At 47.4% G+C, this 23444-nt stretch carries 21 protein-coding genes and 2 tRNA genes; 13 read left to right on the top strand and 10 right to left on the bottom strand.

The features are described 5' to 3' along the window. Positions 1-20: 20 nt before the first annotated feature. The 4 genes from pgmB to ACYVFD_RS21900 all read right to left on the bottom strand — a co-directional run bounded on the left by pgmB (position 21) and on the right by ACYVFD_RS21900 (position 4839). Positions 21-674, bottom strand: coding sequence for a beta-phosphoglucomutase (pgmB, locus tag ACYVFD_RS21915; RefSeq protein WP_461092638.1), 654 nt, complete (start codon positions 672-674; stop codon positions 21-23). Positions 675-766: 92 nt separating this feature from the next. Continuing rightward, entirely contained in the window at positions 767-1177 is a 411-nt protein-coding gene (locus tag ACYVFD_RS21910; protein ID WP_461092637.1) for a hypothetical protein, read from the bottom strand. A 115-nt stretch (positions 1178-1292) separates the two neighbouring features. Beyond that, positions 1293-2876 carry a sensor histidine kinase gene (locus ACYVFD_RS21905; RefSeq protein ID WP_461092636.1) on the bottom strand — a complete coding sequence of 528 codons (1584 nt, stop codon included), beginning with the start codon at positions 2874-2876 and terminating at the stop codon, positions 1293-1295. An 88-nt stretch (positions 2877-2964) separates the two neighbouring features. Then, positions 2965-4839: a glycoside hydrolase family 13 protein gene (locus tag ACYVFD_RS21900; RefSeq protein WP_461092635.1), complete on the bottom strand. Its 1875-nt coding sequence runs from the start codon at positions 4837-4839 to the stop codon at positions 2965-2967. Positions 4840-5037: 198 nt separating this feature from the next. Between ACYVFD_RS21900 and ACYVFD_RS21895 the strand changes: the two genes are divergently transcribed. Both ACYVFD_RS21895 and ACYVFD_RS21890 read left to right on the top strand, forming a co-directional pair. Then, complete coding sequence (locus tag ACYVFD_RS21895; RefSeq protein WP_461092634.1) at positions 5038-6747, top strand: alpha-amylase family glycosyl hydrolase; 1710 nt, start codon at positions 5038-5040, stop codon at positions 6745-6747. Between the two features lie 58 nt (positions 6748-6805). Further along, entirely contained in the window at positions 6806-7693 is an 888-nt protein-coding gene (locus ACYVFD_RS21890; protein ID WP_461092633.1) for an N-acetylmuramoyl-L-alanine amidase-like domain-containing protein, read from the top strand. Between the two features lie 17 nt (positions 7694-7710). On the opposite strand, the gene ACYVFD_RS21885 is transcribed toward ACYVFD_RS21890, so the two are convergent. The 3 genes from ACYVFD_RS21885 to ACYVFD_RS21875 form a co-directional block, all read right to left on the bottom strand. Beyond that, a complete protein-coding gene (locus tag ACYVFD_RS21885) occupies positions 7711-8307 on the bottom strand; it encodes a hypothetical protein (protein ID WP_461092632.1) in 597 nt (198 codons plus the stop codon). A 122-nt stretch (positions 8308-8429) separates the two neighbouring features. After that, positions 8430-9209, bottom strand: coding sequence for a TlpA family protein disulfide reductase (locus ACYVFD_RS21880; protein WP_461092631.1), 780 nt, complete (start codon positions 9207-9209; stop codon positions 8430-8432). A gap of 60 nt (positions 9210-9269) precedes the next feature. Further along, a complete protein-coding gene (locus tag ACYVFD_RS21875; protein WP_461092630.1) occupies positions 9270-9857 on the bottom strand; it encodes a hypothetical protein in 588 nt (195 codons plus the stop codon). Positions 9858-10150: 293 nt separating this feature from the next. On the opposite strand from ACYVFD_RS21875, the gene deoC reads away from it, so the two are divergent. The 5 genes from deoC (at position 10151) to ACYVFD_RS21850 (ending at position 14347) form a co-directional block, all read left to right on the top strand. After that, entirely contained in the window at positions 10151-10918 is a 768-nt protein-coding gene (gene deoC / locus ACYVFD_RS21870) for a deoxyribose-phosphate aldolase (protein ID WP_461092629.1), read from the top strand. A gap of 83 nt (positions 10919-11001) precedes the next feature. Then, complete coding sequence (locus tag ACYVFD_RS21865; protein WP_461092628.1) at positions 11002-11916, top strand: sugar phosphate isomerase/epimerase family protein; 915 nt, start codon at positions 11002-11004, stop codon at positions 11914-11916. Positions 11917-12042: 126 nt separating this feature from the next. Next, positions 12043-12708, top strand: coding sequence for a Uma2 family endonuclease (locus tag ACYVFD_RS21860; RefSeq protein WP_461092627.1), 666 nt, complete (start codon positions 12043-12045; stop codon positions 12706-12708). Then, the gene (locus tag ACYVFD_RS21855) at positions 12692-13252 is read left to right on the top strand and encodes a phosphatase PAP2 family protein (protein ID WP_461092626.1); all 561 of its coding nucleotides are present in this window, start codon (positions 12692-12694) and stop codon (positions 13250-13252) included. Before ACYVFD_RS21860 ends, ACYVFD_RS21855 begins: the two co-directional genes overlap by 17 nt. Before the next feature lie 102 nt (positions 13253-13354). Continuing rightward, on the top strand, positions 13355-14347 hold the full coding sequence (locus ACYVFD_RS21850; RefSeq protein ID WP_461092625.1) for a ComEA family DNA-binding protein: 993 nt from the start codon (positions 13355-13357) through the stop codon (positions 14345-14347). A 95-nt stretch (positions 14348-14442) separates the two neighbouring features. Here the strand turns inward: ACYVFD_RS21850 and rlmD are convergent, their stop codons facing one another. Continuing rightward, positions 14443-15888 carry a 23S rRNA (uracil(1939)-C(5))-methyltransferase RlmD gene (gene rlmD / locus ACYVFD_RS21845; RefSeq protein ID WP_461092624.1) on the bottom strand — a complete coding sequence of 482 codons (1446 nt, stop codon included), beginning with the start codon at positions 15886-15888 and terminating at the stop codon, positions 14443-14445. Positions 15889-15957: 69 nt separating this feature from the next. Here rlmD and ACYVFD_RS21840 point away from each other — a divergent pair, with 69 nt between their 5' ends. Continuing rightward, a complete protein-coding gene (locus ACYVFD_RS21840; RefSeq protein ID WP_461092623.1) occupies positions 15958-18195 on the top strand; it encodes a T9SS type B sorting domain-containing protein in 2238 nt (745 codons plus the stop codon). Between the two features lie 116 nt (positions 18196-18311). Next, positions 18312-19121, top strand: a complete 810-nt coding sequence (locus ACYVFD_RS21835; RefSeq protein WP_461092622.1) for an SDR family oxidoreductase — start codon at positions 18312-18314, stop codon at positions 19119-19121. A gap of 77 nt (positions 19122-19198) precedes the next feature. Here ACYVFD_RS21835 and ACYVFD_RS21830 read toward each other — a convergent pair whose 3' ends face one another. Beyond that, positions 19199-19942, bottom strand: coding sequence for a tetratricopeptide repeat protein (locus ACYVFD_RS21830; protein WP_461092621.1), 744 nt, complete (start codon positions 19940-19942; stop codon positions 19199-19201). Between the two features lie 55 nt (positions 19943-19997). Between ACYVFD_RS21830 and ACYVFD_RS21825 the strand changes: the two genes are divergently transcribed. After that, positions 19998-20070 (top strand) — tRNA-Lys (locus ACYVFD_RS21825). An 87-nt stretch (positions 20071-20157) separates the two neighbouring features. On the opposite strand, the gene ACYVFD_RS21820 is transcribed toward ACYVFD_RS21825, so the two are convergent. Then, positions 20158-20568 carry a DUF3127 domain-containing protein gene (locus ACYVFD_RS21820; protein ID WP_461092620.1) on the bottom strand — a complete coding sequence of 137 codons (411 nt, stop codon included), beginning with the start codon at positions 20566-20568 and terminating at the stop codon, positions 20158-20160. A 152-nt stretch (positions 20569-20720) separates the two neighbouring features. Here ACYVFD_RS21820 and ACYVFD_RS21815 point away from each other — a divergent pair. The 3 genes from ACYVFD_RS21815 (at position 20721) to ACYVFD_RS21805 (ending at position 23330) form a co-directional block, all read left to right on the top strand. Beyond that, a tRNA-Leu gene (locus tag ACYVFD_RS21815) sits at positions 20721-20802 on the top strand. 262 nt (positions 20803-21064) lie between these two features. Next, on the top strand, positions 21065-21958 hold the full coding sequence (locus ACYVFD_RS21810) for a hypothetical protein (RefSeq protein ID WP_461092619.1): 894 nt from the start codon (positions 21065-21067) through the stop codon (positions 21956-21958). 319 nt (positions 21959-22277) lie between these two features. Continuing rightward, positions 22278-23330, top strand: coding sequence for a potassium channel family protein (locus ACYVFD_RS21805; protein ID WP_461092618.1), 1053 nt, complete (start codon positions 22278-22280; stop codon positions 23328-23330). Positions 23331-23444 lie beyond the last annotated feature (114 nt).

Raw genomic sequence — 23444 nt, 5'->3', positions numbered from 1 at the left:
AACTGGTTCAGAAGGAGTGCTTATACTGCTTTCTGCAATACCTCGTCTACGGTTAATGCTTCGAGCGAGGGAGCCACTAAATCAGCCTGGGTGAGAATTTCGGGTGAACCAAGACCAACGACGAACATACCGCCCCGCTTACCGGCTTCTACCCCCGCGACAGCATCTTCAAACACGACACACTCGGCTGGGCTAAAGCCTAGTTCGACGGCACCTTTGGTAAATACTTCAGGGTCAGGTTTGCCTTTGCTGATTTTATTACCGTCGATAATGGCATCGAAGGCATCGGTCATGCCAATCCGATCCAGAATCATACCCGCATTTTTACTAACCGAACCCAGCGCAGTTTTGATTCCGGCTTTGCGTACTTGCGAAAAGAAGCTCGCTACACCCGGCAGAATATCTTCGGGCGTCATCCGGCTCACCAGTTCCAGATACCAGGCATTTTTCTGAGCTGCCAGTTCAGCTTTTTTCTCATCGGGTAAGGTCAGCCCCCCATGCGCCAGAATCAGGTCCAGCGACTCCATCCGACTAACGCCTTTCAGGCTCTCGTTAAACTCTTCCGATATATCGAAGCCAAGCTCATTGGCCAATCGTTTCCAGGCCTGGTAGTGATAGATGGCAGTATCGACAATAACCCCGTCGAGATCGAACAGGAAGGCTTTGATAGGCATAATGATTCAGGTTGACAAGCAACAAAAGTAAACGATTCGCCAGTACCTTACTGCCCCTCTGAAAAACTTGCCCGAAAATCACCTGGTTAGTCCTACTCTTTCACGCCCATGAATTCCAGGCCATCGGGCTCGCTAAGCCGATGATGAACCATCAATACCCATCGTTTCTGGGTACCGTTCAGCGTACGAAGCTCTTCAAACGCATACTGCCCGATGGACTGCCCATCCACGGACAGGTCGTAGGCCGTCGAGCTGGTTTTTACGGCTTTCACACCGGCAAGTTGATAAGACCCTACACCAAAACGATCGTAGGTAAAGTGGTAAATGGATGCGCCTGTAGTTTTAATCGATAGCCGTTGCGTGGTAGGCATCGAACACCGGACTGGGTCGAGTTCAAGCCGGAACTGGCCGGGCAAGGTACCATCATCAATCGGACTAGCGCCGTCTTTTTGACATCCAGAGATAAGTAAAAGCAGTGAGAAAAGAAGGAAAAGTGGTTTCATACGATTAGCGGTTTTTCATAGGATTCCGACCCAGCGCAAACCGTTGGAATTGTTTTCGACAGGATTCACAGGATCGGAATGAATTATAACAAATCCTGTGAATCCTATCGAAAAACTAAACAGGAAGATAAATCGTGAATGTCGTTCCCTCGCCTATCTGACTCTGAACCTGAATGGCACCGTCGTGCTGCTCGACCACTTTTTTAACAATGGCCAGTCCGATGCCTGTACCCGTGAACTCATGCCGGGCATGAAGGCGCTGAAAAACCTGAAAAATCTGGTCGGTATATTTCGGATCAAACCCAATGCCATTATCCATGATCGCAATAGACCAATAGGATCGTTTCGTTGATAAGGCCGACTGGATAGCTAGGGGGGCCTCAGAACTACATATCTTTTTCGCTGAAATCTGGACCACCGGAGCAATCGTCACGCCCTCGGCATCTTTCCGGCAAAATTTAAGCGCGTTGGAGAGCAGGTTCTGAAACAGTTGCCGTAGCTGCAACCGATCGCCCATAATGTCTGGCAATTCCTGATCAGCCCCCAAGTGAATCGTTGCATTAGTCTGTTCAATCGGATGCCAAAGGTCTTCGATAATGTCCTCAAGGAGTCTTGCCAATGAAAATAACCGAAACGTTTCGCGGTGGGTTGTAATCCGGGAATAATCCAGTAAATCCCGAATCAGTAACGACATCCGTTCGGCGGCTATCTGCATGCGTTCGACAATATCAATTCCGTCCCGATCAAGCTGACCAGCGTATTGGCTCCGAAGAATATCCCCGAACGACTGAATCTTGCGCAATGGTTCCTGTAAATCATGACTGGCAATGTAGGCGAACGATTGCAAGTTTTCGTTCGAACGCTTCAACTCCAGGTTCGTTGCTTCTACCTGAAGCCGGTAACGATGGTTCTCCGAAATATCGACGTTCGAAATTACAACCCCATCGCCCGACCGGGTCGTCAGCCGCAACCACCACTGATCGCCAATACTAAATTCACTCAGATCCGGTTCGCCCGTTTGCACCACCCGCACATATTTGGCAAAGTCGATTTCCTGTTGCTCAGATGTAGCCACCTCAAAAAATCGTTTGGTCAGGATGGGCTCAGCCAGGTCGCCCCACATCCGAATTGCCTGCTGGTTGGCCAGAATCGTATGAAAATCGACAATGGTTCCGGTTTCGTCCCGAATAGCCTGGTGCAGCGATATGGCCGCCTGTGTATGATCGAGTACAGCCTGCAGCAGATCGGCCTGCTGCTTTATTTTAAGTTCAGCCTGCTTGCTATCGGTTACGTTGATGAATGTAATAACCAGTTGATCCGGTTCGGAGCGTACGGCCGACACTTCGAACCAACCCTCTAAGCCATACACATCGGTATAATGATGGACGATCTGTTCAGCTTCTCCTGTGTCAACCACTCGCTCGTATAAGGCAAACATTCCCGACTCAACATTACCCGGAAACGTTTCCAGCATACGCGTTCCAGCGATTTTTTCGGGCTGCATTCCCAAAATGCGCTCAACAGCCCGGTTGGCTGTCAGCATCAAAAAATCAACGACTTTTCCATTCCGATTACGGATCGCCCGCATCGAAATAATCCCATTCAGCGACGCATCGTAAGCCGCCAGCGCCAACTGCACGGCCTCAGCCGACTGTAGCCGCTCAGTAGCTAAACCATTGGATGCGTTTGGCGAATTCATAGCATAAAATTACGTTTGAAGTTACTCAACTTCCTGTACCGTAGAAAGTTTCGAAAGACCAACCCACAGTTGGCCAGCAGTTCACAGCTTACTTCATCAACTCCAGCACCAGTGCCGATTTGGCAGGTAGTTTAAGCATTTTCAAATCCGTTAGCGGCTGGTCGGCCAATACATTGCGAGCGTTTGTAAACCCGTTCATCCGTTCGGCAAACCGGGCCGTATCGAGGGTAATTTCTTTTTCATTGGTATTCGTAGCGACCATCACGGTCTTCGTGCCATCGTAGCGGAAATACACATACGTACCGTCCTGCGGTAAAAACTGCATCAGTTTTCCGGTATGCATCACTGGATTATCGCGTCGGTAAGTCGCTAGTTTGCGCACAAACTGAAAGGCTTCGTTTTCGCGGTCGGTCCGGCCAGCAGCTTCGAACTTATTTTGCTTATCACCGGGAAAACCACCCGGAAAATCCCGACGCACTTCAGCATCCGACGGGTCTTTGAAATTCTTCATCAGAATTTCGGTACCGTAATACATCGACGGAATGCCACGTGTGGTCAGCAGCCAGGTCAGACCTATTTTATACTTGTCGAAATCGTCGCCAATGACCGACAGATAGCGGTCGGTATCGTGGTTATCCAGAAAGGTGACCAGCTTATTCGGGTCAGCATAAACAGCATCCTGCGCCAACGCCTGATAAAACCGATTGACACCGTCGTCCCAGCTAAATTTCTGCTTCAGGGCATCAAGCATGGATGAATACAGCACAAAGTCGAGTCCACCCGGTTGGTTCGATTTAAAGGGGAAATCGATTTTATTGCGTGTATAATACGCCTGATCGACCACGTTATTCACCCACGATTCGCCGAAAATGTGAATCTTCGGATATTGGTCCATAAGGGCCTGATTGCAGCGGTTCATGAACGGCTGATCGTTGTACATATACGTATCGACCCGCCAGGCATCGACCCCAAAATTTTCGACCGTCCAGATCGCGTGCTGAATCAGGAAATTGGCCACATAGGGATTACTCTGATTGAGGTCGGGCAGGAACGGCACAAACCAGCCATCGAGCGTAACTTTGCGGTCGCGGTCGGCTCCGTGTGGGTCGGTAATGGGCTGGTATTTGTAGGACGTGTTGGTGTAGGTAGGCCATTGGTGCAGCCAGTCTTTGCTGGGCATGTCTTTCAGCAGCCAGTGATTGATACCGCAGTGGTTATAAACCGCATCCTGCACCACCTTGAGGCCCATCGCGTGCGCTTTTTTCACAAAAGACTTATAAGCCTCGTTGCCACCAAATCGTTTGTCGATAGCATAATGGTCGGTAAAGCCATAGCCGTGGTAGGCCGACCGCATCGCTCCCCCTTCGTTGGTCAGGGGTTGGTTGTTTTCCAGAACGGGTGTAAACCAGAGCGCCGTAACGCCCAGATCTTTCAGGTAATCCAGATGCTGAGCGGCTCCGGCCAAATCGCCCCCGTGCCGATAGAACGGGTTGGCCCGGTCGGCGTTGGGGTCGGCCATATCGGCAAATTTATCGTTGCTTTCATCGCCATTGGCAAAGCGGTCGGGCATGGCCAGGTAGATGAAATCGGCGGCTGAAACACCTTGTCCTTTCGGGCTGTTATCGCGTGCTTTTAGTTCAAATGGCTGAGTTAAGGTCTGATTGCCACGTTTACCGACCAGTTTAATTGTACCTGGTTTGGCGGTGGATGCAATGGTCAGGTCCAGAAAGGCGTAGTTCGGATTTTCGACCGTATGGGTTTTGACCAGTTTTACACCCGGATAGTTCAGCGAGTAGGCTAGCGTTCCAGCATTCGGGCCATAGATCAGCAGTTGGAGAGCTGGGTTTTTCATCCCCACCCACCAGTTGGTCGGGTTAACGCGCTGGATGAGGGCGTTCTGCGCCACCGCCGTTTGGAATAGGGTCAAGAGAATTAGAAGGCCCGTAAACGTGCTTCGTTTCATAGATATCATAGGTAGCAATGAGAATAATGCAACAAGAACGTAAAATTAGCCCAATATTTTAGCCGAAAAAGAGCCTAGTTTTGTGTGGAGAAATTAAAGAGTGAAAGGGCGAAAGGGTGAAAGAGCGAACGGCCATCTGCAGATTCGCTCCGTTTCGCCATCACTCATTCACTCTTTCACCCTTTCGCTTTTTAAAATATGTACACTGCATCTGCTGTCCCGGTGATGGACAAACTGATCATTTACCAGATTTTTACCCGCCTGTTTGGTAATCAGAATACGACCAACCACTGGAATGGCACGTTGGAGGAGAACGGTGTCGGAAAATTCAACGACATCAATAATACGGCCCTACAGGCCATCAAACAATTTGGAGCGTCGCACATCTGGTTCACGGGCGTTATTGAACACGCTACCCAAACCGATTATTCTGCTTATGGCATTCGCCCCGACGATCCGGTAGTGGTGAAAGGTCGGGCGGGTTCCCCCTACGCGGTTAAAGATTACTACGACGTCGATCCCGATCTGGCCGTTAGTGTACCCGACCGCATGGCCGAATTTGACGCGCTCATTCAACGGACACACGCCCATAACCTGAAAGTTATCATCGATTTCGTACCCAATCACGTTGCGCGTCAATATCAATCGGATGCCAAACCTACAGGGGTGGTCGATCTGGGACAGAACGACGATACGACGGTCGGGTTTTCGCCAACCAACAACTTCTACTATTTACCGGGCCAATCGTTTCAGGCCCCCGAAGGAGCTACGACTACCCTACAGGAATTTCCGGCTAAAGTAACGGGCAGCGGCTCCCTCACGGCGAGTCCCGACGTTAACGACTGGTACGAAACTGTCAAGCTCAATTATGGCATCAATGTTTTTGATGGAAGCCGCCACTTCGACCCGATTCCTGCTACCTGGCATCAGATGCTGGACATTCTGCTCTTCTGGTCGGCCAAAGGAATAGATGGTTTCCGCTGCGATATGGCGCATCTGCTGCCCGTCGAGTTCTGGCAGTGGGCTATTAGCCGGATAAAGCGTCGCTACCCACACATAATTTTCATTGCGGAAATTTATGATCCGGGCTTATATCGGCCGTTTATTTTCGTGGGCGGGTTCGATTACCTCTACGACAAAGTGGGACTCTACGATTCGGTTCGGCGGCTCATGGAAGGGCATGGGTCCTGCTATGACCTCACCCGCGTGTGGCAGCAGGAATCCGGCGATTTTGCCCAACACATGCTTCGTTTTCTGGAAACCCACGACGAGCAGCGCATAGCCTCCCGTTTTTTTGCCAATGACCCCTGGGCGGCCGTTCCGGCCATGACCTTGACGGCCACCATGCATACGGGCCCGGTACTAATCTATTTTGGTCAGGAAGTGGGCGTTAAGGCTGAAGGCTCGGAAGGGTTCAGTGGCAATGACGGCCGGACCACCATTTTCGATTACTGGGGCATGCCTCGCTGGCAGGGCTGGCTCAATGGCGGTAATTATGACGGCGGCCGACTCACCGACGATCAGCGAAATTTACGGGCGTTTTATCAGCAGTTGAATTATCTGGTCATGGGTTCCGACGCCATCCAGAACGGTTATTTTTATGACCTTCAATATGTAAACGATAACGGCCAGAGTCCAGGTTATGATGCTCATCAGATTTATAGCTACCTGCGCTTTACCGACCGACAAAAACTGTTGATTGTCTGCAACTTCTCAGCGTACAACACCTATGACACAACGATCCAGGTGCCCAAAGCGGCTTTTGACACTATGGGACTGAAGGTTGTGAATAGGTATCGGTTTGTGGATATTTTCCTGACCGATACCGAACTTGAGATTGTCGGCACGGCGGGGGTTCCCCTGCTTCTTCCACCCCGGAGTGTACGCGTACTGGAAATAAAATCGTAACTTTTAGGTACTTTTTGGGGTTTGCTCCGTCAATACTGGAAACCGAGCCCATTCCACCATGATGAAACTGTTTACGGCATTCTTTTTCTTACTTATATCATTCAGTACACAGGCTCAGGGAATTACGGTTTCGTCGAATCAGCAATCGCTGACCATCGTCGGTGGTAAAACCACGCCCGAGACCATCCTGTCCATCGGCAGGCAGTTTATAGGCTGCCCGTATTTGTCGCATACGCTGGATGTCAATCCAACCGAGCAATTGGTGGTAAACCTGCACGAGTTCGATTGCACGACCTATCTGGAAACCGTGCTGGCGCTCTCGCTGGCCTGGCAGGATATAGGCACTAAACAGAATCAGACCCTTTTTGAGCAAACGTTCCGAACTTATCTGACCAAACTTCGGTACCGGGATGGGCGAATCGACGGCTACGCCAGCCGACTGCATTACTTTTCAGATTGGCTACGTGATAACGAGCGCAAAGGGCTGGTAACCGACGTAACTCGCGAGTTGCCCGGTAGCATGTCAGTAGCGAAGCCCGTCTCGTACATGACGACCGCAACGTATAAATACCCCCGGTTAACCGACCCCGCTATTCTCAAGCAAGTCGCCCAAACGGAAGCGTCGATTAGCCAGCAGACCTTCTCATTTATTCCCAAAAAGGCGGTCAAACAGGCTGAAGCGTCGCTTCGTGAGGGGGATATTGTCATGCTGATGGCCGCCCGGCCCGGTCTTGACATGAGACACGTTGGACTGGTGGTTCGACAACCCAACGGACAGTTACACCTGATGCACGCGTCATCGGAGCAGGGAGCCGTAGTTGTTACTCCGTATCCGCTCAGCGACTATGTACTCTGGCATCGAGGGCTATCGGGTATTCGGGTAGCCCGACTCCGCTCCGAGAATGGCAATCCCGCCATCATGGCTCGCGGTAAACAGGCGGAATAAGCCTGTAGTCCCGTCGTTCATCTACGACCAACGTTTACGCGATCAAATGCTTCCAGAAATGGGTCAGTGGCCGACAGATCACAGGCCGAGCAGAGCGCCGAAACCCGTTGATCAGTGATTACCAGTCGCCGGGAAACGGTCATCTGGCAGTTGCTATCGTAGCCCCTGGCCAGAACGAGCCGTGCCAGTACATTGCCACGCTGCCAAATTTCGCCTTCCAATGTGAGGAGTTTATTAGTTTGTGTGCCGCACAGATTCAAGTGTTGCGCGACTGTATGAACCCCTTGCCCATATTGCAGGTGAAACATCTTCTGTAGCTCATCGTTGGCATCGCAGGAAATCTGAAACAGTTTGCCCTCGTAAAATACCAGCGACAGCTTAGTAACTAACAATCCATTCACCTCTACCGACTGAGCCGTAAACAGACGAACCTGAGCACACGTCAGGGCCAGCGTTCCTTTGACAAGCACCGGTTCGACTTCCTGAAAATCTCTTTTATTGGGCAAGTCGCTTGTAGTCATGCCAAGTACATACTGGCCTAAACCAGCAATGGTTGGAGGAGCTTCGGGTATACGACAGAAAAACGACAGGAGTAAAATCGACCAGACCATCATTTACGTCTCGTTATCTGGTAAAATAACCTGTTGCGCATCGGAATGGCAAACGTAAATCCTGTTACTTGAAAATCACTAACCCATCTGAAATAAGACTTCCAGGAATTAATTTGTTTAAAGAACTACTGTTTTAAAAGGATAGCTATTTCTGCTTTTGCGTTACCACTTGGACGACTACAATTGTTCTTCACAATTTTACCTTCCTGATCAATCAAGACGTAATGAGGAAAAGATTTGACATTGTACTTACTGATTAACGTGCCCTCCCAAGCCTTATTTGCATACAGATTAACCGTTTGCAAGTTGTAGAACTTACTCACCTTTGCCCAATCTGCTCGTGTGCTTCGTACACAGATGTTGACGATTTTCACTGGTTTGCCCTCAAAATACTTAACCAACTCGTTTTCGAGTGGCAGCTCTTGCCGGCAGGGCGCACAACCTGTAAACCAAAAACTAAGATAGATTACTTGACCTCGAAAATCTTTCAGATACGCTAATGAATCTAGATGATCTTCTAACGCAAAGTTAGGCGCTATCTCTCCTGGCTTAAGCGTATAAGCATCTCGATAGGTGTCTCTCAGTTGGTTGATCCACTGTTTGTTAGTGAACTTAGGATAGTACTTGGCTAGCATCTGTTCACCACTTGTCGGAAGTCCGGCTAGATATTGGCTCATTAGTCGAGTCATAAACACATCCCAGGATAGTCCTGACAGATGAGTAGACGCTAGAGCTGGCAGGTAATTGGCGGCTTCCTTTACCCGTTTTTGTTGAAAATAGTGGAGGAGGAAGTAATCGTTAAGAAAATGGTGGTAATCGACTAAATGAGCTACTGAAGGGTCATTAAGGAAAGCGGGTGAAACAAAATTATAGAAGTTTTTAGGCACTGCGTTGGCGCTATCCATTTTGATAAATCTTCGATACGAAACGGCATTTACCCTATAAGCTGCATCACTGTACCGAATCTATTGGTTCTCTTTTTGGACAAACCAAAGAGGGAGGCTATGCTTGGTAAGATAGGATTTAAAGAAAGCCAGCTCTACCTTCAATAATGAATCCATCTTTTGCTGATAGATAGCCAGTGTTGGCATCTCGTTCGCTAATTGAGCTCGCGTATGAATGGGTAGACTTTTTAAGGCACGAGCTTGGTCAAAATAGTATTGATTAATTCGGGCATAGGTTCCCTTAAACTGGTATCTCTGCCAAGGATTATCCTGACTAAGGTCGATAGTAAGAACCAGTGTATCACTGGGTACTAAGTAGATTGTCGCGCCCAGATTATCTAAGGCGAAATAGCCTTTCTGAGGACTAGCAATTTCATAATTGATGTACTTATCGTTGGTACCAATGGGTAAAGAATCTTCTAGTCTAAATTCACCCAAGTAGGGCAATACATTATCTGAATAAGTAAATAGCTGCCTTACTTTTATATTATGGCGATAGCTTATCTGTAAGACCGCTTTGCTATTTGGCTTGATGGTGAAGCTAGGCTTTGTTTGAGCGCAGCAAAAAGAAAAGAGCAACCAGCAGCCGATGCAGAGCAATGATTTCATCTTGATTTTGTACCTTAATTAAGCTTACAACTAATCACTTAGTTGTAAGCAAAGTGAGCTAACCATTTACTTCATTCCTTATAGAAAAGTTTTATAATTTAACGTTGTATTAACCGTCATTGAAGTGACAAATATAACCGAAGCAATGAATTGTGGTTCGTTGTTTGGTTCTGCAACGGCAAATTCTCCTCAGCATTCATACTAATAGCCAGGAAGCGCCTATGCAGTCCCTCGTTTTCCCATTACTTTTCCGGTCAATCCCGTAACTTAGCCGACCATTTTCCGATACGGCTATGACCCCTACCCTGATCCGTGAGCTGGCCAAAATGATTGACCACTCGATTCTCCACCCTACCCTGACCGATGCCGAACTCCGCGAAGGCTGCGAACTGGCGCTGAAATACGATGTTGCCTCGGTTTGTATCAAGCCCTATGCGGTGCGTATGGCTGCCGAATTACTGGCCGGTTCTGATGTGCTGGTGGGTACAGTAATTGGCTTCCCACACGGTAACAGTGCTACCAGCATTAAAGTAGCCGAAACCGAACAAGCTTGCCAGGATGGAGCCGTCGAAATCGATATGGTTGTCAATATCGGGAAAGTGCTGGGCGAAGACTGGCAGTACGTAAGCGACGAAATCTGGGTTGTCCATAAAGCCTGTTGTGCCCATGGGGCTATTCTGAAAGTTATTTTTGAGAATGATTATCTTCCTAACGACGCCTATAAGATCAAACTTTGCGAAATCTGCACGGAAGTTGGCGCTGAGTTTGTCAAGACTTCCACAGGCTATGGGTTTGTGAAAGGAGCCGACGGCAAATACAGCTACGAAGGTGCTACTGAACACGACTTACGGCTAATGCTCGATCATGTCGGGCCCGACGTTCGGGTAAAAGCGGCTGGTGGCGTACGCACCCTTGACGGCTTACTTAAAGTAAAAGAGATGGGTGTTGCCCGACTGGGTGCATCGGCCACCGCAGCCATCATGGAAGAAGCATACCGGCGGTTTGGCGCAGTTTCTGCCGATGCACCGTTAGCACCTATTCCAGAATCGAAAGGCTACTAGTAAGGCGGGTGGAAACCCGCCATTCACGTTTTACAACCGCGGGCTTCCACCCGCTTTACTCCCTCTAATCGATAAACCCGTCTATGCTTCATCTTGGTTTTGTCTCGGCGATTCTGGCCGATTATGATCTGAATGGCGTTCTGAAATTTGCATCGGAGCACCAGTTTTCCTGTGTTGAGCTGATGTGCTGGCCTACCAGTAATGCCGATACACGTCGATATGCCGGCGTCACACATGTGGATGTTGACAACCTGCACATCGATCAGATTCACACCTTAACCCGGCTTTATCATGTTTCCATTTCGGGCCTGGGCTACTACCCAAACCCACTCGATCCGAACCCCGAACAGGCTGAATTTTACCGGGAACATATCAAAAAAGTAATCCGGGCAGCGGCCAAATTGGGCGTTCCGGTCGTCAACACCTTTATTGGCCGCAATCCTTCGCTGAGCATTACCGAAAACCTGAAACTCTACGCCGAACACTGGCCAGCCATTATAAAAGAGGCCGAAGAATGTAATGTAAAGATCGGCATTGAAAACTGTCCTATGTGGTTTACCGACGACGAATGGCCAGGCGGTAAAAACCTGGCAACGACACCCGCCATCTGGGATCGCATGTTCGAGATCATTCCTTCGCGGGCATTGGGGTTAAACTACGATCCAAGCCACCTGATCTGGCAAATGATGGACGAGGTTCGACCCATTTACGACTACCGGGATCGGCTGCATCACATTCACCTGAAAGATGTGAAGCTATACCCTGACAAGTTGAATCGCGTGGGTATTATGGCCAATCCGCTCGAATATCATTCGCCCAAACTGCCCGGTCTGGGCGACGTACGCTGGCGCCATTTTTTTGCAGCCCTGACCGATGTTCGTTATCGGGGACCGGTTTGTATCGAAGTCGAAGATAAAGCGTTCGAAGGTAGCCCCGAAGATGTGCAGACAGCCATCTTGACCGCTCGAAACTACCTGAAGCAGTTTTTAGTGCTATAGTTACGGTTTATGATCTTCGATTTACGGTGGGCCGATGCTAGCAAAAGGAATGCGTCAGTCCACTGTAAACCACATATCTTATTACCATTCCGCCTAATTTCGTATCTTTATCAAAAAACTACGCGTATGGTTGCCACTGCCTCGCTTGTAACCCAGATCAACGAACGCCTTAAACAGGAGCCTGAAATTTTCATTTCGGCCACATTGGATGAGTATTGGACTTTGCTGGATGAGTTACGTGACGAATCGCTTCCTCTTGATTATGACATCGAATACATTAATGGACAGATCAGAGCACGAATCGGCATGGCCAGTGACAGACACGAAACTATTGTAGCCAATACAATTAGCGTATTACGATCGATTTTCTACGACATGCCTGACGTTCGGGTAATGGGTAGCAATAAACTGGTCTTCGTTTCAGACTGTGAGTTGGCCGTGAAACCCGATGTGCTGGTTATGAAGGGCGAAAGTCAGCTTATACTTCGACAAGGGCAGGAAGCAGGAATCACAAATCCCTATCTGCTGGTTGAAGTACATTCCGATTCGACCTATCGCCAGGATTTATCGACCAAGCTACGGTGTTATAAGCAGCTCGAATCCGTACAATATATAGTCTACATTGACCAGAGAGTGCATTTTGTGTCAGTGTATACCAAACAACAGGATAGTCGGCACTGGCTCAACGAGGATTATGATTCGCTCGACATGACGGTAAGCCTTGGGGACTTCGCCATTCCTATGAAGGATATTTACCACAAAGTGGCCATTGACAGTGCTACAAAATCTTAATCAATTCGATACCGACCTTTTTCTTTGGCTCAACGGCCATTATGCTTCCTGGCTCGATCCGGTCATGATTTGGGTGACGGAGCGAAACAGCTGGTTTCCATTCTATGCGCTCCTGATCGGCTGGTTAGTTTATCGCTACCGCAAACAGGCCCTTGGCATTGTGATTATGCTCATTGTAGCCGTCGCCATCAGCGACCAGACGGCCTCGTCGGTGCTGAAACCCCTCACCCATCGGTTGCGCCCCTGTCATGTTGCTGCGCTTCAGAAACTCATTCATCCCGTTATGGAATGCGGTGGGCCCTATGGCTTTGCATCATCTCATGCGGCCAACACCTTCGCACTGGCAACTTGTCTTTGGCTGCTGTTTGGGAAACAATATCCCTGGCTGATTTTAGGGTATTTATGGGCCATTGTTGTTTCGTACAGCCGGATTTATGTGGCGGCTCATTATCCGCTCGATGTACTTACAGGAGCAGGGATTGGGGTTCTGGCTGCATGGCTCTGTGTGTACGTATACCGTCGCTGGCAAAGTCGCTCTGCTTAGCACAGAAAGGAATTTATCAACTAAAACCCAACTAAAGTTGCATAGCATAACAATACGATTTAGTTTGCGATAGTTACATACCACCGCAACGAATCGTTCTTCATGCTTAACCGACTCCATTCACTGATCCGTGACTATTTTGGCTTATCCCACAAGGAAGCGCGTGGGTTTATTGTACTTCTCCTCCTCTCCGCCTTTGCCCTCCTGATTCCATTTGTTTATCGGTTTGTTGCTGATCGTAAGCCCATCGATACGTCCCAATCCGATCAGCGGAAACTTGACAGCCTGTTGACGCTCATGCAGGCCGAAGAAGCGAAGCAACCTCAGTTTGGCAGCCGTCCGGAAAAAGAGAAAACCACAGCCGAGCATTTTAGCGAACCCAAACACTTTCCTTTCGATCCAAACACAGCCACCGTGGCGCAATGGAAGCAGTTAGGGTTACCTCACTGGCTGGCCGAACGGATCGATAAATACCGTAGTAAAGGCGGGCAGTTTCGAAAGAAAGAGGACTTGCTGCGCATTTATGACTTCCCACCAGAGCTATACGACCAGCTTGAACCCTATATCACGCTGAAAGAATCTTCGCCCAATCAGCGATTCAGCCAGAACAAACCCAACTCTTCGGAAGCCTACACGGCCACCGAACGGTCAGCTTTTCCAAACAGAACCAACCCAGCCGAACGTCCTGCGAAACCTAGCCTGCAACCCTTCGATATCAACACCGCCGATACGTCGCAGTTAATCGCCCTGAAAGGGATTGGGGGTACGCTGGCTGGTCGTATTGTCAAATTTCGGGATGCACTGGGCGGCTTCGTTTCTACAGAACAATACCGCGATATTTACGGGCTCGACTCACTAGCACTGGAAGAACTACTGAAGTTCGGCAAAATTCAATCGAGCGTCCGTAAGATTCCGATCAATACGGCTACCGTGGAGGAACTAGATCGGCACCCGTTTTTATCCCGTCGACAGGCACAGATTATTGTCAACTACCGCGAACAACACGGTGCTTACACCTCCGCCGAATCCTTAAAGCCTATCCGGGTTCTGGACGCTAAAACCATCGCGAAGCTAGCCCCCTATCTGGAGTTTTGATTACCGGACTTATTGAAATGGATAATGGATAATGGCGGATGACAATCATTATCCATTATCCATTGTGCATTTTCCATTATCCATTATCCATTTTCTTACCGTTTGACTAATAGCGCCACATTCTCGACGTGGTGTGTATGCGGAAACATGTCGACCGGCTGCACGTCGGCCACCCGGTAGCCTTCGTCCAGAATTCCCAGATCCCGCGCCTGTGTAGCGGTATTGCAGCTTACATACACAATCCGTTCGGGAGCCGCTTTGAGCAACTGCCGCGTTACGGCCTCATCCATGCCCGCGCGGGGTGGATCAGTGATGACCACTTCCGGGCGACCGTGCTGGTCGAAAAAGCCGTCGGTCAGAATGTCGCGCATGTCGCCTGCTACAAACGTAGTGTTGGTAATGCCATTGACCTGGGCATTGATCCGCGCATCGGCGACCGACGCTTCGACATACTCTACACCAATCACCTGCTGGGCCCGACGCGCCACAAACAACGCAATGGTACCTGTTCCGGTATACAGATCATACACCCGCTCGCGACCCGTGAGTCCAGCCCATTCACGGGTGATTTTGTAGAGACTATGTGCTTGCTGGGCATTAGTCTGGTAAAACGATTTGGGACCTATACGGAAGGTTAACGGGGGGCCATCGGCTTCATCCATCTGCTCCTCAATGTAGGCTTTACCCGCCCAGTTGATCACCTCCTGATCCTGATAGCTATCGTTTTTCTTCGTATTCAGGATATAATTCAACGACGTTATCTCCGGAAAGTTAGCCTGTAGATGGCTTAGTAACCCGTTGAGTAACTCGGGCTTATCCTGAGCGACCTGCAACGTTACCATAACCTGCTGCGTAGTGGCGGCAGTGCGGATGATGAGCGTTCGCAGAAAACCCGTGTGCAGTTTCAGGTTATACAACGTCAGGTCATGCGCAAATACATAATCGTTCACAGCCTGACGGATCGCATTGGACGGATCAGGTTGCAGGTAGCAATGATGAATCGGAAGCACTTTATCGAACCGACCCGGCACGTGAAAGCCCACAGCCCGCTGATCCATCGGTTGATCGGTAGCCACTTCGCGCGTGGTCAGCCAGCGGCCTTCGGCACAGGTAAATTCCAGTTTATTCCGGTAATACTGAGTCGGATGGGCTGGCAGGATGGGCCGGATTTCGGGCAGTGCCACCTTTCCAATGCGCGTCAGATGATCGACTACCTGCTGGTATTTAAAACCCAGCTGTTCGCTGTACTGAATATGTTGCCACTTGCAGCCACCGCATGTTCCAAAATGTTCGCAAAATGGCTCCGTACGCACCGACGACCACTCGTGAACCTGTTCGGCCACGGCTTCGCGGTACTGTTTTTTCCGGTTTGTAATGCGCAGATCGACCACATCGCCGGGCGCTACACCAGGACCACCGGTTGGATTGTCCACGAAAATCACGCCCTCGTCGGTACGTACAATACACTTCCCTTCGGCAGCCACCGCATCGACTCGGACGCTTGCCAACCGTTCGGGTGTTTTATGAATCCTTCTACGCATAAGTCCTAAAAAGTCGCTAATTTAAGCATCCATTTTCGGACGCTCTCCATTCCGAACAATTTCTACTCTATGCTCAACTTGTACCGCCTTATACGATTACCCTTTCTGCTGACAACTTTACTACTGGTTATCAGCCATTTTGCTGTGGCTACGCATATCGTCGGAGGAGAACTTGAATTGCGTTACCTGGGCACACAATCACCCTATACGCATCGAATCAACCTGAATCTGTATTTCGATCTGGTCAATGGTAGTCAGGGAGCACGGGACAACTACATACGCGTTGGTGTTTTTTCGAAACGGACCAACCAGTTTATGGGCGACGTCACGCTTTTTTACACCAATGAGCAGTCTGTTGTTTATACCAGACCTGCCTGCGCCACCGCCAGCCTGAATACGTTATTGATCCGATACAGCAACGACCTGACGCTTGACCCCAATGTCTTTAACGATCCGGGAGGTTATTACATATCGTGGGAGCGCTGCTGCCGCAATGGTGTCATCAATAACATCGTCAATCCAGGAGGAGCCGGTTCAGCATTCTATCTGGAATTTCCAGCCGTTGCCACCAAAAATTCATCACCGAGTTTTACCATCCCTAAAGGCGACTATGCCTGTGTGGGTCAACCGTTTACGCTTGACTTCAGCGCTACGGATGCTGATAAAGACAGCTTAACCTATACCGTAGTTACGCCTTATAATGGCTTCAGTACGGCGGGAGTACCTATTCCCAGCAATCCTAGTATTGGTCAGCCCGTTTTTTATTCGGGCCCTTATCCAACCATACAATGGAGTAGTGGTATTTCGATTGCTAATGAAATTCCGGGTTCCGCTCCCCTACGTGTCAATGCGCGTACGGGCTTGCTGAGTGTTACCCCCGATCGGGCAGGCTTATTTGTCTTTTCGGTGGAGGTGACTGAGTATCGAGCGGGTAAACGGATCGGCGTAGTTCGGCGTGATTTTCAGGTATTGGTGATCGACTGCCCCCGCAACAATGCTCCCCAACTTCTTTTCCGGCCCGATGGACAGAAGGCATTTTATAAAGAAGGAACGGTGCTGACCATTGCCGAAAAAGACACCAATTGCCTGAGTCTATACATTACCGATATCGACCCTAACCAGCACATTACCATCACCAACATGAGCGGATCGCTGCCCGGCCTAACCATTGCCCCCGGCGATTTATTCACCCGGAGCAGCAAAGACACGCTACAGGCCAAATTCTGCTTTGGCCGGTGTGTTGGTGCCGATGGGAAACCAGTTACTTTACTGATTCGGGCAACGGATGATGGCTGTCCACAAGGGCTGAGCGATACCATTAGCATCCGACTGGCTATCACTCCAACACTGAACCATAAACCAGCAGCCAGTACCAACCTGCTGAACAATCTGGCCAAAATCAATGTGGGAACTTCCTTGACCTTCACAGCCTTCGGTAACGACATTGATAACGACAATATAACCATTCAGGCCGTTGGTCGAGGGTTCGCACTGGCTCAGGCAGGTATGGCCTTCGGGTCGGCATCGGGGGTTGGAAAGGTATCCCAGCTCTTCACCTGGAAACCTACCTGTACACAGGCTACCCAGTCCAATTACATTGTCGATTTTATCGTAACGGATACACGCTGTAATCAGAACCTGCGCGATACGGTGACCGTTAATCTATCGGCCGTGGGTAAACCTAGCCAGCCACCCAGTGTACAAACCACACTCCCCCAAGCTGTCGTTGAGCTCACAGTGAGCCCTAATGATTCAGCAGGTCACACAGCCTTCGATGTGCTGGGGAACGACCCCGATCGGGATACCATACAGCTTAGCGGAACAGGAAGGGGTTTTGATGTGAAAGAGGTAGGGATGAGTTTTACGAATAAATCAGGGCTACCCATGCTTCAGTCGGCCTTTAACTGGAAACCCACTTGCGAACTGATGGCAGGCAAAACGGAAGCGACCTTTGTGGTCGACTTTGTGGTGGACGATCGATCCTGCCAGCCTAATCATACCGCCACCACAACCGTTACGTTTCACGTCACCAACCCGACCTTTGCAACGGATATTAAAGTGCCCAATGTCTTTACACCCAATGGCGACGGTATCAACGACTATTTTGCGGTCAAGGATCTACCCGAAAACTCCTGTAGTGAGCAGTTCAGGCACATTGACATCACCAACCGCTGGGGAGCTACCATTTTTTCGTCTACCGACCCTAAATTCCGCTGGTACGGTACCAACTCGCCTACCGGCACCTATTACTATCTCCTGCTCACTACCCAACGTACGCTGAAAGGAACCGTTACGTTGATGCGTTGATGGGTTTAGTAGTTAATTGGTTGATTGGTTAATTAGTCGGTTGGTTAATTGGCTTAGTAGTTCTTAACTAATAAACCATTCCACCAATCAACTACTCCACCAACTATAGCTTCTCTATGAAGAATAAAATTGTACTAATCACTGGTGCCTCATCGGGGATTGGTCGGGCGTTGGCCTTTGCGTTTGGGCGTGAAGGGGCCCATATTGTCATTTGCGGGCGAAAGGCGGACGCCCTTCAAGCGGTGGCCACCGAACTAAAACAAATAGGTATCGATGTGCTTTCTCTGACGGCCGATGTAAGCGTTGAAGCCGATGTCAAACGACTTATCGAACACACCGTTGCTCACTATGGCCGCTTAGATATTCTGATCAATAACGCGGGTATTTCCATGCGCTCCATGTTGATTGACACCGACCCATCGGTGATTCAGAAAGTGATGGACATCAACTTTATGGGAACCGTTTACGCTACCCGCTATGCTCTACCTTATCTCGTTGAGTCGAAAGGCTCAATTGTTGGAATTTCCTCGATTGCCGGATATCGTGGACTGCCCGTTCGGTCAGGTTATTCGGCCTCTAAGTTTGCCATGAATGGGTTTCTGGAAGCTATTCGCACCGAACTGTTGCATACGGGTGTTCATGTACTGACGGCCTGCCCCGGCTTTACAACATCGAATATACGCTACTCAGCGCTGGATGCCCATGGGCACGTTAAGGGCGAAACCATGCGCGACGAAAGCAATATGATGAGCGCTGAAGAATGCGCCAGCCATATTCTAAAAGCTGTAAAATCCCGCAAGCGCGAACTCATCCTGACCACCCAGGGAAAATTTACCGTATTCATTAACAAATGGCTCTCCAGTCTGGCCGACAAACTAGTTTTTAATACCCTGGCCAAAGAAAAAGACTCGCCCCTCAGGAAATGATTGAATGATAGAATTTTGAATGATTGAATAATCGTTGAGTAAACTATTCAATCATTCAAAATTCTATCATTCAATCATTAAATAATCCAGACATTATCCCGTCGGATGAAGTAGAGTTCGTTGTGCCAGAGAATACGTAGGTAGATGTCTTTTTTACCCAGGATATTAAGTTTGTGCCCCTTGCCAATCACTTCCACGACCGAAGCAGCCGCCGAAGGATCGGTACGAAGCAGCACCCGGTCATGGCTGGTAATTCCCGATTGTACCCCCTCAGGCAGGTTTGTGAAGATGAGCAACAGGAACAGATACACGAACACAATCCACTTCTGGCGGTTTGGAATCTCTTCTTTGTGAATCACTTTCAGGATAAGTACGCTAAAAACATAGCCAGCCGGAATCAGCAGAAAGAGCAGGAAATAGATTCCGTATTTTCGGTAGAAAAGGTAAAAATAATTGAGATCATCGGTCTCGTACCCACTCAGGTTATTAGCTCGAGCAATTTCATTCATCCGACGCAGAACGGCATCGTCGGGGTGGCGATCAAAATAAACATCCAGATAATAGAGCAATCGGGGAATGTCATTTTGCTGCTCATATATATTGGCCAGTTTTAATAGCATTGGGTCGGTAGCGGTATGTCCTTCGGCCAATGCCATTTCAAATAAATGGGCTGCATGGGTATAATCTCCCCTGGCAAACAGCGAATCTGCTCGTCGGAGTGAATCGGTTAAGGCCGTCTGTGCCAGCGCACTAGCAGATATTAAACAAAAAAATAGGCTTATTTTAAGACGAATAGCTTGCAATGAACGAAATAAGGCCATAATTTTGCACCGCGATTACGAACAACTGCGCTCTCAACGAGCGAATAGTTCAACTGATTCGGTAGCTCAGCTGGTAGAGCAATACACTTTTAATGTATGGGTCCTGGGTTCGAATCCCAGCCGAATCACAACCAATTGACTAAAGAAAGAAGGGGAAGAAAAGGAGAATGGACAAACCATTTTTCCTTTTCTTCCCCTTCCGCTTTTCAACGCTGTTAGAATGGAAGATCGTTACTTTCTTCTTCGAAGGCTGCATTGAACGACACGGCAGGCTGACTCGGCTGAGAAGAACGGGCCTGTGGCTGCTGCATCGTCGCAGGTCGCGAAGGAGTTACAGGTGCACTGTCGCCTTCCGTCAGTTCGATCCGAAACGCACGCAGTTCGGTATACCACCGATCGTTGTACTCACGCGACTCGGCGCTGAATGTGGCTTTCAGCGTATCCCCTTCGGCAAACTGCTTCAGGTCGTTCGCCTTATCGCCCCAGGCGGTCATACACACTTTTTTAGGATACTGGCTGTCCAGGGTTTCAATAACAAAATCCTGTTTGTTCCAGGCGCCATTTCGGCCTTGGCCCGTTACTTCTGGTAATACTTTTATGAGCTTTCCGACTAATTCAAGTGCCATGCTATATGGTCTTTAATCTGTTAATTTAGAAAGATAAAAGTACGAAATTTTTGCCACTATTGTGGCTTTTTTGGCGAAAAAGCGAAAGATTTTCGAGCGGTTTTTGCAGAAAAAACCTAAACCGCTATATTTGCACCTCGAAATACGAAATCGGCCACGTGGTGAAACTGGTAGACACGCCATCTTGAGGGGGTGGTGCTTCACGGCATGGGAGTTCGAGTCTCCCCGTGGTCACATAACAAACTAAAACACAAGCACTTACAATCAACAGTAAGTGCTTTTTTGTTTACCAGGTAAAGCATTAGGTAAAACATTTTAACAGCAACTCATTTTTGCGCTATTCATGCCCGATACAAAACTGGCAGATTGCTATCAGCTATTGGCTTAATTTTACTTTTTGCAGAATCAAATTTATAGCCGTTTAGTAAAGTACTCGCAATCACTTCAGTAGTCGAGATAGCAAGGGTCCTTTGCGCTATAAATCCTACCGTACACCATGAAATACCTTTCCCTTTGTCTGCTAGTTCTATCTTTATTTAGCTGCTCGGTCAATCGATATTACTATGTGGCCGAAGAGCCAATTTACCTCTATGAATTTCCTTCATTTTCTGGCGACCCCGTTCTAACAGCATCAGTTGGCGATACTGTTTCAGCAACTGGAACGAAGGTTATTCAATTAGGTGGGCAAGTACCTGTAGAGTATGCAGGGTATAGATTCTATTCACCAACAGCAAAAGCCCGCTTCTTATATATCCGTAAGGTTCACTCCAAACGGGATGCTATGGCCCCTGGAGTTACTTATGCTGCTCGTTTGCGCTACAACGCTAGGCCCGCAACAGTTAGTTATATTACCGAAGAGGACACGGGTGAATGGTACGGTCAGGTTACAACAACAGCATCCGTATTGAAGGAACCAAATGCTTTAGCTAGGACAATTCTTACCTTACCTAAAGATGCCGTAGTTAAAATAAAACGACATAATTATAATTACTGGGAGGTTTCGATTAATGGGACGACAGGGTATGTAGGAGCTTTTTATATACTTGATTATTCTCGATCCGCAAGCCCGTTTATTAAAACGGCCTACACAGGGCCAACCTACGACCCTAATGGTCCCGCATATTATAAAGGTCAAGCCTATTCGTCAGGTAATAGGACTTATGGTTATACACCTTCGACAGGGGCAACCATTCATATAGGCCCAAGAGGAGGGCAATACTACTATAACAGTCGCGGCAATAAAACATATCTATCAAAAAGTAACCCTTATCGAATCGGTGGGTCTAGTTCAGGCAGTAGTTATAAATACAAAAGCTCAGGTAGTACTTACCGTTATCGTAGCAGTGGATCAAGATCAAGCTACCGTAGTAGTGGTGGTAGGCGTAAATAGAAAGTATATACTCTACCAATTCAACTATTAGAACCGTTTTTACGTTGTTGCTATGGATTTTATAACTATTTACTTTGAAACAGCTACAGCCCAACGGGATAGCCCTTGCGAAATTGGTTTAACCTTTGTTGAGAACAGTTAGATAGTTAAAACGAAATCTTGGCTCATCAAAGCTCCATTATCACCCTCATTTCGATTTCTTTAACATTTCCATTCATGGAGTGAGTCCATATAGGAAATTGAGGAACTTACCCGAAGTTTGTGATTCTTTTTTATAAGGCATAAATAGTCTCTTGTTATATATTTATAAATAAGTTTTATGGCTTATTATATTGGTATTGCCTCGATTGTACTTTCTTTATTGTGCTTGCTTAAAGCATTTAAAGATTATCTTAAAGAAACAAATTTGATAAAGGGAGGAGATGAAATAGTTGTTACTTATATAATTAAAGCTATGTTAGCATTTAAAGGCATTTATTATTATATATGGAAATATACATTAATAGTTTCTTTAATAAGTTCCTTGCTTACAATTATATCTGTAAATACTTTTAGCTTTGTAATTGATTGCGTTTTAATGTTAAGCTGTTCCATAAGCTATGTTCTTACTATATTCAACCCTTTTTCATTTTATAAAGAAGTATTAAGTCAGTTTGATTTCGATTCAAAAGCGCCTACAAGTCGTATCCCGATTCTCGAAACACTTCAAAGAGTCATGTGGATACATAGGAGCTATTACAAAGAACAATTTTTTGTTAATATTTATAAGGCATTTAGCTATGCAAAAGATGATTTGGAAAAATTGATTAAGCTTATTAATTATATCGATATATTTCCTGGGCTGAGTAAAGAGTCTTTACAAGATATTAAAAGTAAAGCAATTGGGCAAAAGAACATTAAACAAAGAGTGAAATTTTATCTAACTGCTTTGGTGACTATTTTAAATGCATGTATAATCGTTCTAGGTTGTAACTACCATTATTTGCTTTCTTTTAACAATATAAAAAATGGCGAAATAAACTGCGAAGCGATAATTAATTCAATATATTTTATTTTAACTATTTTCACTACAACTGGGTTTGGTGATATTTATCCTTCTAATCAATTAGCTAAGTTATTTATTATATTTTTTTATATTAGTAATCTAGTCTTATTAGTTGGTATAATTAGTTTCTTTACAACATTAATAGAAGAAAAAATAAACGAAGCTTTTTCCGCTATAGAGTCAACTTTAGAATTTGCGGAAAATGTAAAAAAAGATTTTACTTTAGATCTGTACAGTGGAACTTTTTTTAACAATAAAGCTAAATATGAGAAAAAATACGAAGAAGACAAGATGTTGTCACGGATAATGAATCTAAACAACTCTTAAAGAGTAAATTATTTAATTAAGTAAAAATTTCCCAAATGCGTTTATTATTTATTTATGCTGAATAGAAAATATACGTAAAATTTCAAGAGGTGAAATCAATAAATCTAGTCTATA

Source organism: Spirosoma gilvum (assembly GCF_054776815.1).
This window is presented reverse-complemented; position numbering and strand designations above follow the sequence as displayed.

Excerpts from the sequence above, each read along its gene's own strand:
- ACYVFD_RS21890 (WP_461092633.1), top strand. The coding sequence starts at position 6,806 with ATGATGAAACTGTTTACGGCATTCTTTTTCTTACTTATATCATTCAGT.
- ACYVFD_RS21875 (WP_461092630.1), bottom strand. The coding sequence starts at position 9,857 with ATGAAATCATTGCTCTGCATCGGCTGCTGGTTGCTCTTTTCTTTTTGC.
- deoC (WP_461092629.1), top strand. The coding sequence starts at position 10,151 with ATGACCCCTACCCTGATCCGTGAGCTGGCCAAAATGATTGACCACTCG.
- ACYVFD_RS21820 (WP_461092620.1), bottom strand. The coding sequence starts at position 20,568 with ATGGCACTTGAATTAGTCGGAAAGCTCATAAAAGTATTACCAGAAGTA.
- ACYVFD_RS21900 (WP_461092635.1), bottom strand. The coding sequence starts at position 4,839 with ATGAAACGAAGCACGTTTACGGGCCTTCTAATTCTCTTGACCCTATTC.
- pgmB (WP_461092638.1), bottom strand. The coding sequence starts at position 674 with ATGCCTATCAAAGCCTTCCTGTTCGATCTCGACGGGGTTATTGTCGAT.
- ACYVFD_RS21865 (WP_461092628.1), top strand. The coding sequence starts at position 11,002 with ATGCTTCATCTTGGTTTTGTCTCGGCGATTCTGGCCGATTATGATCTG.
- ACYVFD_RS21905 (WP_461092636.1), bottom strand. The coding sequence starts at position 2,876 with ATGAATTCGCCAAACGCATCCAATGGTTTAGCTACTGAGCGGCTACAG.
- ACYVFD_RS21840 (WP_461092623.1), top strand. The coding sequence starts at position 15,958 with ATGCTCAACTTGTACCGCCTTATACGATTACCCTTTCTGCTGACAACT.
- ACYVFD_RS21895 (WP_461092634.1), top strand. The coding sequence starts at position 5,038 with ATGTACACTGCATCTGCTGTCCCGGTGATGGACAAACTGATCATTTAC.
- ACYVFD_RS21810 (WP_461092619.1), top strand. The coding sequence starts at position 21,065 with ATGAAATACCTTTCCCTTTGTCTGCTAGTTCTATCTTTATTTAGCTGC.
- ACYVFD_RS21830 (WP_461092621.1), bottom strand. The coding sequence starts at position 19,942 with ATGGCCTTATTTCGTTCATTGCAAGCTATTCGTCTTAAAATAAGCCTA.
- ACYVFD_RS21910 (WP_461092637.1), bottom strand. The coding sequence starts at position 1,177 with ATGAAACCACTTTTCCTTCTTTTCTCACTGCTTTTACTTATCTCTGGA.
- ACYVFD_RS21850 (WP_461092625.1), top strand. The coding sequence starts at position 13,355 with ATGCTTAACCGACTCCATTCACTGATCCGTGACTATTTTGGCTTATCC.
- ACYVFD_RS21880 (WP_461092631.1), bottom strand. The coding sequence starts at position 9,209 with ATGGATAGCGCCAACGCAGTGCCTAAAAACTTCTATAATTTTGTTTCA.
- ACYVFD_RS21860 (WP_461092627.1), top strand. The coding sequence starts at position 12,043 with ATGGTTGCCACTGCCTCGCTTGTAACCCAGATCAACGAACGCCTTAAA.
- ACYVFD_RS21835 (WP_461092622.1), top strand. The coding sequence starts at position 18,312 with ATGAAGAATAAAATTGTACTAATCACTGGTGCCTCATCGGGGATTGGT.
- ACYVFD_RS21885 (WP_461092632.1), bottom strand. The coding sequence starts at position 8,307 with ATGATGGTCTGGTCGATTTTACTCCTGTCGTTTTTCTGTCGTATACCC.
- rlmD (WP_461092624.1), bottom strand. The coding sequence starts at position 15,888 with ATGCGTAGAAGGATTCATAAAACACCCGAACGGTTGGCAAGCGTCCGA.
- ACYVFD_RS21805 (WP_461092618.1), top strand. The coding sequence starts at position 22,278 with ATGGCTTATTATATTGGTATTGCCTCGATTGTACTTTCTTTATTGTGC.